The following is a 13,152-nucleotide window of genomic DNA, read 5'->3' as shown; positions in this document are numbered from 1 at the left end:
AGACGAAACGCTGCCTGTATATGTGGTCTTAAGATACGCTGAATCCGGCATCTTGCGGTGATTTGGATGTCTATGATACTCAAGAATAAAAACAGCAGAAACAAAAATCAAAGGGAAGTGCAGAGATTCTGGGAGAATCCATTAAAAAACCCTCGACAGGTCTTGAGAATGTCCGGTCGAGGGTTGGAAACGGCTCGTTATGAGCGACGATTCATCACTAAATCGTCGTGCCTGTGGTTATTTGGCAGCCGCTTTTGCTTGTGCGATCCAAGAGTTAAATAATTTCTGGTGTGCTTTGATCCAGCCATTGGCATGGGCTTCAATATCTGCCGGACTGTTTTTCCCTTTACTCATCATCATATTTTCCGCACTGACGTCATTGATGTTGAGCTTCATCACTGAGAAAAGTTTAGCTGCCGCCGGGTTATCGTGAGCGAACTTTTTGTTAGCGACAATGCGCATCGAGTTCATCTCAAACCCATAGTTTTTACCATTAGGCAGGCTGGTATCGATATTTTTCCGATTTCCGGGGAGTGATGAGAATGGAACTTCAAGCCAGACTACATCTTTGCCCGGAACCAAAACACCACTGACCCAATAAGGGGTCCATGTGTAGTAAAGAATGGGCTGACCTTTGCGATAACGAGCGATGGTGTCTGCGATCAGTGCCGAATATTTCCCCTGATTGTGGGTGACGGTTTTACGTAAGCCAAATGCATCCATCTGGTGTTCAACTACGCTTTCACATCCCCAGCCGGGATTACATCCGGTCAGATCCGCTTTACCATCATCATTGGTATCGAACAGTTTGGCCAGTTTCGGATCTTTGAGTTGCGCAATATTGGTGATGCCATATTTCTCTGCGGTTTTTTTATCAATGAGATACCCTTGTGCGGCACCTGAAATGTAGTCACCGGAAACATAGAAGGCATCATCTCCCCCGGCTTTTTCATATTTGTTGCTATGCAGTGGGAACCAACCGACAGCAAGGTAGGTTGCATCTCCTTTGGCAATGGAGGTATAGCCGACATTGTAATCGACTTCTTTGGTCGGTAAGACCTTGTAGCCTAATGCTTCCATCGCTTTGTTGACAATGAGTGTCTGAAAGGTTTCCTCTGCGACGGTAGATTGAACCGGTTGAACAGTAATGCCTTTGCCGGGTAAATCATCAGCAAAAGCCAGTGAGGCCTGACACGTTGATAATACCATACCGGCAGTGATCAACATTCTCCGTGTATATTTCATATCTGATTTCCTTATGTAGGTGAGCTTATCAATGCCCGAATTCGGGCTTTAAGGAAAAGAACCATGCGATACACTTCATTTTGAAGGTTCGGTTCTATTGTCGGCCAATCAGAAACAGGCGCGTTGGTGTCCTGTGACTGATTGGCTGTAATTTCCTGCGGTGGTGCGCTTATTTCGCCACTAGGCGCCAAATGAAACCGGCAGGACCTGCGTGATACCAGCGAGTCTTGTTATCCCGGGTGGTTACACCGATCGTTTGAGTGATGCGATCCAGCAAAATGGCAAGAATCACGATCCCCATTCCACCGACCGCAGCCATACCCATATCGAGTCGGCCGATGCCCCGTAATACGGTCTGTCCCAGTCCGCCAACGGCAATCATGGATGCGATGACGACCATAGACAGCGAGAGCATCAGTGTTTGGTTCACCCCAGCCATGATTGATGGCATTGCCAGAGGTAACTGAATGCGGTATAGCATCTGTTTCGGACTTGCCCCGAAGGCGTGGCCGGCCTCAATCAAATCATCGGGGACTTGTTGAATACCGAGAATCGTCAGTCGTACAATCGGTGGCAGCGCAAAGATGATGGTCACGACAACCCCGGGGACATTCCCGATCCCGAACAACATCACAATCGGTACCAGATACACAAATGCCGGTGTGGTCTGCATGGCATCCAGAACGGGTCGAATCACTTTCGCGGCCATCTGATTGCGGGCTAACCAAATGCCGAGCGGTAGCCCTAACAGCAGGCAGAAAAAGACCGAGGTCATCACCAATGCAAGCGTTACCATTGCGCCGTTCCAAGCGCCGATCAGACCGATGACGATCAATGATACCAGTGAGATGATGCCCATGCGCAGCCCTGCCATCTGCCAAGCCAGCAGAAATAGCAGGACTAACATGATTGGTGCCGGTGTCGAGACCAGCGCGGTTTGAAATGAACTGAGAATCAGATCGATCGGAATGCGAATCGCCTGAAACAGCGGGCGGCCATGTGCCACGAGCCAGTTGAGTGCGGTTTCGACCCAATGATCAAACGGGATCAGTGCATCTTTAAATGGATGTAACCAGTGAAAGGTTTCTGGTGGTGGTGTGCTGGCATTTAACCAGTCACTATTCGTTGTGGTGCTTGTCGCCCAAGGGTCAACGCTTTGTGTGGATTCCATTGCCATAATATTATTCTCTGTCTAAAGTCTGAAGTAATCGGGATTTACTGATAACGCCCAAATAGCAATTGTTGTCATCGATCACGGGAAGTGCGTAAGGAATGGTCGCAACCTGACCGATCAATTCACTGATTGGCGTATCGGCATGAACATGTATGGCGTCTTGTAAGAGAGCGCTGTTGAGAGAACTCCGCTGTTTCTGAGCTTCTTTCAGCGAGTCGAGAGACACGACACCTGCATAGGTATTGCCGCGGTCAACCACAATCCCGAACTCTTTATCATTATCGAGTAACAGTTGCAGTGCCGCTGCCGGTCCGTCGTTGTCATGCTTTTTCAGAACCGTTGCCGTTTTTCTGCGGGCAATATCTTTAGCAGTGAGAATGTTTGCAACATTCACCCCACGGAAGAAAGAGCTGACATAGTCGTTGGCCGGGTTGTGCAAAATGTCATCCGGGGTACCGACCTGAACGACTTCACCATCTTGCATAATGGCAATCCGATCACCGATACGCATCGCTTCATCCAAATCATGAGAGATAAAGACAATCGTGCGTTTATCGTCGTTTTGTAGCCGGATCAGTTCATCTTGCATCTCGGTACGAATCAGCGGGTCAAGAGCTGAAAATGCTTCGTCCATTAAGAGAATGTCAGGATCATTGGTGAGTGCCCGGGCCAGCCCCACCCGTTGCTTCATCCCGCCTGAAAGTTCATCCGGATAAGAGTCTACATATGCTTCCAGTCCAACACGCGATAAAGCTTCTTTTGCACGTTGGTAGCGGGTTGGTTTATCGATCCCCGCCAACTCTAAGCCAAATGCAGTATTGTCGATCACCGTCATGTGTGGCATCAGTGCAAAATTCTGGAAAACCATTGAAATCTGTTTACGCCGGACTTCACAGAGATCCTTAGCGGAGATGCGAGCAATATCCCGGCCCTTGAGCAAGACGCTGCCTTGGGTGGGTTCAATTAACCGGTTCAATAACCGAACCAGTGTTGATTTGCCAGAGCCGGAAAGCCCCATGATGACGAAGATTTCACCTTCTTGAATTGAGAGAGAAACATTTTTGACACCGACAGTGAGGCCTGTTTTTTCAAAAATTTGATCTTTATCCAGCCCCTTTTCCATTAAAGGAAAAGCTGTGTCAACGGACTCTCCGAATATTTTGTAAAGCTCTTTTACTTCTAATATAGCTTCCATTCATCACGACCTACGTTGTTGTAAAATTAACTGTTCTATGTTTTGTACTCTAAACATTTATTGGATATAAATCAAGCATTTCTGTGATCTGTGTATTTTTATTTGTTGTAATTTATTGATTATTAAAGAATATATATTTTTGTTATTTTTCATGTTTTTGTGGGTTTGTTTGTACACAAATAAATTATTTTTTTACCTCTTGTGGATTGTTTCGTGCTGTATTTCATTAGACAATGGGGAACGCTTGTTGTGTGAAACAGAAGTGGTATTTAAAAGAAGGGGTCTGCTGTGTTAAAAATTATACTGATGGTTGCAATGATACTGTCTCTTTTTCTGAAAACTGCCGTTGCAGAGCCGGAACAGAAATACTCACAAACTGATATCTTGGATCGCCCGCTCATCGAGCGTTATATTCTGGATGAGCTGAAATCGCTCAGACAAGATCAGCAAGATCTGGAGCGCCGTTTGACGATTCAGATAACAGATCGGGAACTGAGCGTTGCCGATAAATCAATGAATTATGCCAATGTTACGGTCACTTATTTCTTTTACATCATTGCGGCTGCGGCGTCATTGATCGCCTTATTTGGCTGGCATTCATTGAAAGAGGTGAAGACCAACACGCGGGAGCTGGCCGATAAGCGCTTAAATAAGATTGCCCAAGATTATGAGAAAAAATTCTTGGCCTTGGAGCGTGATTTGAAGCGTAAAACGCGCATTATCACCGAAAATAACCGTGAGATTGAGATTATCAATGAGATTCACAACTTGTGGCTCAGAGCTCAGAGTGTGCAGACACCAGAACAACGCGTGGAAGTTTATGATGAAATTCTGAAAATCCGTCCGGGAGACTTAGAAGCGTTGACCTATAAAGCCGACGCTGTGATGGAAATGAAAGAATATCACTGGGCGATGAGCTTATGTAACCGCGTGTTGGAGCTTGATGAAACCAACGGTCCGGCACTTTATCAACGCGCTTGTGCCTATGCCCGCTTGGGGGCGGAAGAACAAGCGATTATTGATCTTCAGCTCGCCGTCGATCTCAGTCCTTCACTCCGGGAATTTATTGCTGAAGAATCAGACTTTGAAGGACTACACGGGCATAAGACGTTTGATAGCTTATTGGTTGCCCCTTCTCAGGAGTAGTTTCTTCAAGCGTCGTTTCGTGAATCAATCATGACGATTGGTTGACACATCACGCATACACATCTGTCATGTTGTCGGGATTCATCATATCAGTCGTTGTTGACCACCCCCGGTGGTTGATAACGTCCTTAGAGGAGATCCCTTCATGACCTATACAAAAGACGACCTTGAAGCACTTTATCATGTCTGGATGTCGCAAAAAGCGAGGATGCATCTGACACAAATGGAAGTGGCGAAGCAGTTGGGGCTGACCCAAATCCAACTGTCTAACATTTTGCGGGGGCGTGAACCCCTGACGCAGCAATTTGTCCAATCATTCTGTCGACATCTTCATGTCGATCCCTACCTGTTTATGCCCAGCCTCATCAAACAACAGCGAGAAGGCCAACAACAAGTCAAACTGGTTAATCGAGTGATCATCGATGGTGATATTGATTCGGTTTATGTGGATGGTAATCAAGTCGTGATTGAGTACCGGAGTATGGTGAGATAGACTCAAAACTGATAAGGCACTTTCAGTCTTGTCTTTGATAACTAAACAATTATTTGCTCAATAAATAAAAAATAGCGATATCCGTTATCACATGGAGAGACAATGAAAAAAATTATATTAGCAATGTCAGTGGGTGCTTTCTTTTCCGCTATGACACAGGCTTCAGAATGGGGATATACCGGGGAAAATGGTCCGGACCACTGGGGACATGTGTCTAAGATTTGTGAGACAGGGAAAAACCAGAGTCCGATTAATTTGACGGATACGGTCACATCCGATCTGAAGCCTTTGGCCATCGCGTATCAGGGGCAAGTGACCGCTGTAACCAACAATGGTCATACGTTACAGGCGACTGTGACAGGCAATAATACTCTGACCGTTGATGGGACTCAGTTTGAACTGAAGCAATTCCACTTTCATACCCCTTCCGAAAACTTAATTAAGAGTCATCAATATCCCTTGGAAGCTCATTTTGTCAATCAGGATCGTGATGGCAATCTGGCTGTCGTTGCCGTGATGTTTGACCTCGGGGCCGCCGATCACGAGTTAGCTCAGTTGACACAGCGATTACCGAAAAAAGGCGATACGGTGGCGGTTTCTTTCCCTGTGAAAGATTTATTGCCGACCACTCAAAAATATTATCGTTTCAATGGATCGCTCACCACCCCACCATGTAGTGAAGGTGTGCGTTGGTTTGTAATGAAGCAGTCAAAGACGCTGTCGACTGGGCAGGAAAATGCGCTGACTTCGGTCATGGGGCACAATAATCGTCCTGTTCAGGCACGCAATGCCCGTATAGTCATGGATGAAAAATAGCGGGATCAGTCATCGTGCGATCGAATTAATGCTGTCATCATCAATCAGCCCCTCGAGATAGGGGCTGATTTTTAGCAACTCATCACCAAAAGAAGGGTGATTGTTTACGCGGGGCTGAATTTAGCCAATGACCACTTGTGCGAGCAGATAGCCGACAATACAGCCAGTCACAACAGCAATAAGGCCGACCGACATAAACGAGTGGTTGAAGTACCATTTCCCGATTTTTGTCGTGCCAGACACATCAAAGTTGACGGTGGCAATATCTGACGGATAATTCGGGATAAAGAAGTAGCCGTAAACTGCCGGCATCAGGCCGATTAACAGGGCGGGGCTTAAACCGAGTGCCAGCCCGACAGGCAGCATCATCCGTGCGGTTGCAGCTTGAGAATTGACCACGACCGAAACGATGAAGAGCGCCAGAGCGAAGGTCCAGGGATATAACTGAACCATTTCAACAATCCCCGATTTGAATTGCGGCATTGCGTATTTGAAATAAGTATCTGACATCCACGCAATCCCGAAGATCGCAATTGCGGCTACCATCCCAGATTTAAACACCACGCCGTCAGGCACACTTTTCGGATTGGTTTTCGTCACCAGCAGAATAATCCCGCCAAAGCAGAGCATCATCATCTGGATCACGACGGCCATACTGATCGGTTTTGCGCCTTCGCTGATGGTTCTGATCTCAGGCACCATCGCAATCAGAACAATACACAGGATCGCTCCAATAAAGAGTAATACCGAGTTTCTTGCTTTCGCAGGAAGTGTTTCGTTGAGCGTGGTGGCGGTCGTATTGCGGATCTCTTCTTTCCAGACCGGATCTTTCAGGCGGGCCTGATAGTCAGGATCGTCTTGCAGCTCTTTTCCGCGTCTGAGGCTGTACAGCGACATAGCAAGTGTTCCGCAAAGTGTGGCTGGCACCGTCACCATCAAAATAGAAAGGAGCGTGATATTGGACTGAACATTGACTAGCTGGGCCAGATAATAAACCACTGCCGCTGAAATCGGAGATGCGGTGATTGCCACTTGTGACGCGACTGATGCTGCCGCCATCGGGCGTTCTGGCCGAATGCCATTTTTCAGTGCGACATCACCAATGATTGGCATGATGGAGTAGACGGCATGGCCGGTACCCAGCATGAACGTCATGGTATAAGTGACGAACGGCGCGATGAGTGTGACACGTTTAGGATTTTTCCGTAGCAGCCGTTCGGCAATCTGAAGCATGTATTTCAAGCCGCCGGCAGCTTCAAGGATCGATGCACAGGTCACCACGGCTAAGATGATCAGCATCACCGTGATCGGTGGTGAGGTCGGTGGCATTTTGAAGATGAAGACTTCAATCACCAAACCAATACCGGACACGACCCCTAAGCCGATACCGCCGTACCGGGAGCCAATGTAAAGCATTAATAATAGGAACAAAAATTCCATATACAACATATTGCAAACTCCTATAACAATTCGTTACTTCATCATCATCGATACGGTAAAAAAAGTATTGACGATAATCATATTCACTCGTCGTTTTTTCAGAAGTGTTACGCGATAGGATAGAACTCACATTATGAGATAAGAATGTGATCGCAGTGCAGATTGGTGGGTAATTCATGAGCGGGATATGCTAATCGGTTGTGGAAAATCGAGTCATCATTGATTTTCCACAACCTCAGTGTTTCCCACCATGAAGCGTGGGGAAAGGATTAGTCGTAAATTGTCGGAATCGGCTGACGTTTGTGCTGAGTGGCCTGATAGATTGCGACGAGTCGATCGACAACACTCTGAGGGACAGGCTTTCCTTCCAGAAAATCATCAATTTGATCGTAGGTCAGATTCAGGGCCGCTTCATCGGCTTTTTGTGGTGCCAGTTCTTCCAAGTCCGCGGTTGGTACTTTGTTGACCAACACATCAGGTGCGCCCAGCGTAGCAGCGACCTGACGAACCTGACGCTTGTTTAATCCGAACAGAGGGGCGAGGTCACATGCACCGTCACCGAACTTGGTGTAAAAACCGGTAATATTTTCGGCAGAGTGGTCGGTGCCGAGCACAAGACCACGCACATAACCTGCAATTTCGTATTGGGCAATCATCCGCGCACGGGCTTTGACATTACCTTTCACGAAATCGAGTTGCGCATGATCTTCCGGGAGTAAGCCAGTGCCTGCCAGCGCCTGATGAGATGCAGCATGGAGTCCGTCAACACCTGCTTTAATATTCACAGCAACAGCATGACTCGGTTCAATGAAGGCGATAGAAAGTTGCGCCTCATCTTCATCTTTCTGTTCACCATAGGGCAGTCTGACCGCGATAAATTGATACGGCGTATTTGGCTGTTCTTCATTGAGTTGATTCACTGCCAGCTGCGCCAAGCGCCCACACGTTGCGGAGTCAATCCCGCCACTGATACCGAGGACCAGAGATTGACAACCGGATTCAGTCAGTTTGCGCTTGATAAAGTCGACACGACGCTCGATTTCATACTCAGGATTGATGGTGGGTTGGACGCGCATTTCCTCGCGAATAAGCTGTTCCATTTTGAGATTCCTTTTCGTACAAGAATAATAAATAAACTGATAGCATGACGCTCAAGTCACCGTGATCGGGAGAACCGTGGAACCCCGTATTTTGAGGTCACTTGGGTATATCGCAACTTTTTAGTATCATACCGATTTCATCAAATTAGAAAACCGGATAATTGCCAGAAAGGAAGGATATGTTGAAAATCGCTGTATTTGGCAGTGCTTTTAACCCACCAAGTTTGGGTCACAAAAGTGTGATTGATTCATTAAGCCATTTTGATCAAATTTTATTGGTTCCGAGTCTCGCCCATGCATGGGGGAAGAAAATGCTCCCTTACGAGCAGCGATGTCGCTTGGTTGATGCGCTGATCTCTGATTTAGATAGTGATAAGATTCAACGTTCTGAAATTGAAGAACAACTCTATCTTCCCGGCAAACATATTACCACTTATGCAGTATTGACCGCGTTGCAGGACATTTATCCTCAGGATGAACTGACATTTGTGATGGGACCGGATAACTTGTTTCAGTTTGCCCGTTTTTTTCGGGCCAAAGATATCCTCAAGCAGTTTAATGTGATGGCCTGTCCGGAGAAAGTACCGGTTCGCAGCACAGATATTCGTCAAGGTCTGCAGCAAGGCAAAGCGATTGATACCCTAACCACCCCATCTGTTGCTCAATTGATCCATTCTCTGTCTTTGTATCACTGATTTCTCATCGTTCGGTCATCCCGTTCAATTCATCCTTCGTGTTATGGGTTAAAACCCGTATCACGCAGTGTGCCGTGCTCCGTTTGCCACGCGACATCTGCCGCCTTCGAATGGTTATGGAACCAAACTACCTTCTGCAAAAAAATCACACAGTGCTGTATGTGTTAATAATCCATTGATTTTTGGCAACAACGTTTGTAACGCACAGCGGCTTTTTTGATGTCGCACCGATAAGTCAGAATAAAACAGTAAGAGTGATGGGAGTGTGCTAAAACTATAATTAGGTCGATGAAAAAGAGGTGATTATGGAATTATTTGCGGATATGCGTTCAACGCCTTCAGATCATGAAGAAAATAAAGATAGCCATTCATCGGCTAATGATCAAAGTTTAGAACCTTGGAAAGTGTTACTGGTGGATGATGACGCTCAAATGCACCAGATCACCAAACTGGCATTGAGTAACTTTGTTTTTCAGAAACGCCCTTTGAAACTGATCTCTGCGTATTCCGGAAGTGAAGCTCAGGAAATCTTTAAACAAGAAGATGATATTGCACTGGCGCTGATCGATGTGGTGATGGAAACGGAACATGCGGGACTGGATTTGGTTCGGTTCATCCGGGAGACCTGTCGCAATCGAATTATCCGGTTGGTCTTAAGGACCGGACAGGCCGGGCAGGCGCCGGAAGAGAAGGTGATTCAGGATTATGAGATTGATGACTACAAAGAAAAAACCGATCTCACCACACAGAAGTTACGCACATTACTCTATTCAATGCTGCGAGCATACCGGGACTTATGTCTTATTGAAGAACAAAAGGAGGGATTAAGCAGAGTCATTGAAGCCTCAGCTAAAGTTCAAAATACCAGAACATTGCAAACCTATGCTACGACGGTATTGAAACAACTGACCTCTCTTCTCGGGCTTGAAGCCTCTGCTTTCTACTGCATCGTGTATCCCCATGACGGCGGCGAGGGTGAGCGAGCACTTACCCTTGCTGCGACCGGTAAATATGTTTCCTTCTATAAAGAGTGTAGCTTTAGTGTGTTACCCGACATTGTGTCCCAGCGGTGTCAGGAAGTGTTAGACAAAGGTGCTTCACACAACTACGGCGACGCTTATGTGTTTCATACCCGTGATGAACGGGGGGTGACCAATCTTCTCTATGTCAATTTAAACGGTGAACTTTCGTTACTTGATAAGCAGTTGCTGGAAATATACATGCAGAATATCTGTATGACATTCGACAATATTAATTTGTTTGTTGATTTGCAGGAAACCTCAGTCGAGCTGGTCTATAACCTCTCCAATGCTGTCGAGGCTCGCAGCAAAGAGACCGGTGCTCATGTTCAGCGAGTTTCTCTGTATAGTGAGCGGTTGGCCCAGTTGTGTGGTTTGTCTGAAACTGAGGTCAAAATGATCAAACATGCCGCACCATTACATGATGTCGGGAAAGTCGCTGTGCCTGATCGCATTTTGCACAAAGATGGCAAGCTGGATGAAGAAGAATGGAAAATCATGCAAAAACATGTGGAGTATGGTGTTGAGATTCTGAGTCAGTCTGCGCGTCCGCTGATGGTGATGGCGAAAAATATCGCTGAATATCACCATGAACGGTGGGATGGTACCGGTTATCCGCATGGGCTGTCGGGAAACGATATTCCGATTTGTGGCAGAATTACCGCCTTGGCTGATGTGTTCGATGCTTTAGGTGCTAAGCGTTGTTATAAAGAAAGTTGGCCAGACGACAAGATCAAACAGGAAATTTTAGCGCAACGGGGGAAGCAGTTTGATCCGCAACTGGTTGACTTGTTTGTTGCACATTGGGATGAATTTGTGGCGATTCGGGACAGTCTGCCTGATTAACGGATTGACGTTGCATCGCAACTATACTGTTTCTTCCTCTTGAATCGTTAATTGCTTAGGGAGCTTGAGCCAGTAGTGCAGACCCTGCCCGGGCGTTGATGCAAACTGTAAGGTTCCCTGCAGTTGTTGGGTCACCAGATTAAACACTAAACTCAGGCCAAGCCCCGAGCCACCGTGTCCTCTCTGGGTGGTGTAGAATGGTTCAAATATTTTTTGATGTAGATCCTCGGGGATGCCGACGCCATTATCGAGATACTCAAAAATAACTGATTCTTCCTCGGTATAAAAACGAATGACAATTTGCGGCTCTGTTTGCTGATTTCCGTTTGTGAACGCATGGCGTGTACTGTTGATGAGGAGGTTGGCAATGACTTGAGTTAATCCTCCCGGAAAACTATTCATCATCAAATCCTTGTCCCCCTCCAGCTCAGGAGTCACCGGGACTTTTCTGGTCTCCGGAGAGATACTGTCAATTAAAGCCTGCAAAACCTGATAAACGTTAAATTGACTTTGGCTCTCTGATATTTGATCGACCGCGGTCTGTTTAAAGTTCTGCATTAATCCCGATGCTCGGGTGAGGTTACTTTTCAACAAGTCGACACTTAAATTCAAGCGCTGAGTGAGTTCTTTAAACTGATGGGTCGTGAGGGTCTGATTATGGAAGCTTTCTTCTAGTGTTTTTCTGATATCTGCAACGACGGATGTCGCTGTTACAGCAATCCCTAGAGGTGTATTGACTTCATGCGCAACTCCGGCAACCAGTCCACCGAGTGCAGTGAATTTTTCGGACTGAATCAGTTGGGTCTGAGCTTGTTTGAGTTGCTCCATATTTTGAGCCAGCTCGTCAGTGCGTTGCTGAACTTTATATTCCAGTGCCTGGTTAAGCTGTTTTAAGGCCTGCTGCCCGGATTTCAGATCCGTGATATTCAGCGCTGTTCCGCGAAATCCGAGAAATTCATGTACGTCGTTATAGCGAGCGAGAGCCTGAAATACAAACCACTGCTGCATGCCATCTAAGATGATGGTGACTTCACACTGCTGAAAACTCCGTTTGTAACTGAGAAAACGGTGTAAATCCTCTGCCGATTGTAACGCTTCGATTTGCTCGAAAGCAGTCGGATGAGCTTCTGAGAGGTGTAAGGCTTTCAACATCCCTTCTGAGGCATAAATCAGTTGGAGTGAGTCGTCTGTTTCCCACAGCCAGTCCGATGAGATGTGAGCAAAATGTCTCGAGCGAGTTCGTTCAAAGTGATTACTCTGGTAAAAAAACACGAGGTTTTGAGTTAATTTATTCGTTTCTTTGACCAATAACGATAACTCATCATCATGCTGTGTAATCCATGGAGCCTGATAGACTTTAAGCTTCTGTCCCGGTTTCATGGGATTATAGTGTTGCAGGAAGCGAACAATTGAAAAAATCCGTTGGTTGATACTGCGATGAAAAATAACGAGGATCAGGTAACAGACGATGATAGTCTTGATGGTATTAATCGCTAATGTCGTCAAAAACTCACGAATCAGTGTGTGGTGGATATAATCGAGGTTCGATTCAACAACAAGGGTACCGATCAACTCTGTTTCATCATTTACCGGTTCGCGGACAGTCAGGGGGTAAATATGTCTGATCACTGTGGCTTTGTTCGGTTGACCAACGGCAATTTTGTAGTTACCGGATTCAACCTCTAAATAGTCAATATCGGATAAAAGTAATAGATGCTCCATTCTCCGTCGTAGTTGCGACAGATTAAAGTTCCAAATAAACGAAGCCAGTACATGCGTGTGCACGTCTTGAATTTCCATATGGCGTTTTTCGATATTATCCATATGCTGTGTGTAATTGAAGTAGAGCTGGGTTCCTGTAGAAATCAATGTAAACACACTACTGATCAGAATCAGAATGAAAATCATGCGTCGTCCGAGACGGCTCCGCAGCGGGGAAGTCAATTCAGTATTGTATTTACCTGTTGTCATATCCTTGTAACC

11 protein-coding genes are annotated in these 13,152 nt (G+C 46.3%); 5 read left to right on the top strand and 6 right to left on the bottom strand.

Translation table 11 applies throughout. The features are described 5' to 3' along the window. Nucleotides 1-237: 237 nt before the first annotated feature. The 3 genes from proX to proV form a co-directional block, all read right to left on the bottom strand. Nucleotides 238-1,227 (bottom strand): glycine betaine/L-proline ABC transporter substrate-binding protein ProX, encoded by a 990-nt coding sequence (gene proX / locus OCV37_RS19510; RefSeq protein ID WP_245609151.1) that lies wholly within the window; start codon nucleotides 1,225-1,227, stop codon nucleotides 238-240. A 187-nt stretch (nucleotides 1,228-1,414) separates the two neighbouring features. Continuing rightward, the gene (gene proW / locus OCV37_RS19505; protein ID WP_038184576.1) at nucleotides 1,415-2,422 is read right to left on the bottom strand and encodes a glycine betaine/L-proline ABC transporter permease ProW; all 1,008 of its coding nucleotides are present in this window, start codon (nucleotides 2,420-2,422) and stop codon (nucleotides 1,415-1,417) included. A gap of 4 nt (nucleotides 2,423-2,426) precedes the next feature. Beyond that, nucleotides 2,427-3,614: a glycine betaine/L-proline ABC transporter ATP-binding protein ProV gene (gene proV, locus OCV37_RS19500; RefSeq protein WP_038184579.1), complete on the bottom strand. Its 1,188-nt coding sequence runs from the start codon at nucleotides 3,612-3,614 to the stop codon at nucleotides 2,427-2,429. Nucleotides 3,615-3,929: 315 nt separating this feature from the next. Here proV and OCV37_RS19495 point away from each other — a divergent pair, with 315 nt between their 5' ends. The 3 genes from OCV37_RS19495 (at nucleotide 3,930) to OCV37_RS19485 (ending at nucleotide 6,069) form a co-directional block, all read left to right on the top strand. Continuing rightward, a complete protein-coding gene (locus OCV37_RS19495) occupies nucleotides 3,930-4,760 on the top strand; it encodes a tetratricopeptide repeat protein (protein ID WP_390902308.1) in 831 nt (276 codons plus the stop codon). A gap of 145 nt (nucleotides 4,761-4,905) precedes the next feature. After that, a complete protein-coding gene (locus tag OCV37_RS19490; protein ID WP_038184585.1) occupies nucleotides 4,906-5,253 on the top strand; it encodes a helix-turn-helix domain-containing protein in 348 nt (115 codons plus the stop codon). Between the two features lie 102 nt (nucleotides 5,254-5,355). Further along, nucleotides 5,356-6,069 (top strand): carbonic anhydrase, encoded by a 714-nt coding sequence (locus tag OCV37_RS19485; RefSeq protein WP_038184586.1) that lies wholly within the window; start codon nucleotides 5,356-5,358, stop codon nucleotides 6,067-6,069. 120 nt (nucleotides 6,070-6,189) lie between these two features. Here the strand turns inward: OCV37_RS19485 and OCV37_RS19480 are convergent, their stop codons facing one another. Continuing rightward, nucleotides 6,190-7,518 (bottom strand): anaerobic C4-dicarboxylate transporter, encoded by a 1,329-nt coding sequence (locus OCV37_RS19480; RefSeq protein ID WP_038184588.1) that lies wholly within the window; start codon nucleotides 7,516-7,518, stop codon nucleotides 6,190-6,192. A gap of 260 nt (nucleotides 7,519-7,778) precedes the next feature. After that, entirely contained in the window at nucleotides 7,779-8,609 is an 831-nt protein-coding gene (gene nadE, locus OCV37_RS19475) for an ammonia-dependent NAD(+) synthetase (RefSeq protein WP_038184590.1), read from the bottom strand. A 179-nt stretch (nucleotides 8,610-8,788) separates the two neighbouring features. On the opposite strand from nadE, the gene OCV37_RS19470 reads away from it, so the two are divergent. Both OCV37_RS19470 and OCV37_RS19465 read left to right on the top strand, forming a co-directional pair. Continuing rightward, nucleotides 8,789-9,304 carry a nicotinate-nicotinamide nucleotide adenylyltransferase gene (locus OCV37_RS19470; RefSeq protein WP_038184592.1) on the top strand — a complete coding sequence of 172 codons (516 nt, stop codon included), beginning with the start codon at nucleotides 8,789-8,791 and terminating at the stop codon, nucleotides 9,302-9,304. A 305-nt stretch (nucleotides 9,305-9,609) separates the two neighbouring features. Beyond that, a complete protein-coding gene (locus OCV37_RS19465) occupies nucleotides 9,610-11,169 on the top strand; it encodes a DUF3369 domain-containing protein (RefSeq protein ID WP_038184594.1) in 1,560 nt (519 codons plus the stop codon). 21 nt (nucleotides 11,170-11,190) lie between these two features. Here OCV37_RS19465 and OCV37_RS19460 read toward each other — a convergent pair whose 3' ends face one another. Then, a complete protein-coding gene (locus OCV37_RS19460; RefSeq protein ID WP_038184596.1) occupies nucleotides 11,191-13,140 on the bottom strand; it encodes a sensor histidine kinase in 1,950 nt (649 codons plus the stop codon). Nucleotides 13,141-13,152 lie beyond the last annotated feature (12 nt).

The organism is Vibrio rhizosphaerae, from assembly GCF_024347095.1.
Taxonomy (GTDB): Bacteria; Pseudomonadota; Gammaproteobacteria; order Enterobacterales; family Vibrionaceae; genus Vibrio; species Vibrio rhizosphaerae.
Note: the sequence above shows the minus strand (reverse complement) of the source record. Positions and strands in the feature narration are given on the sequence as shown.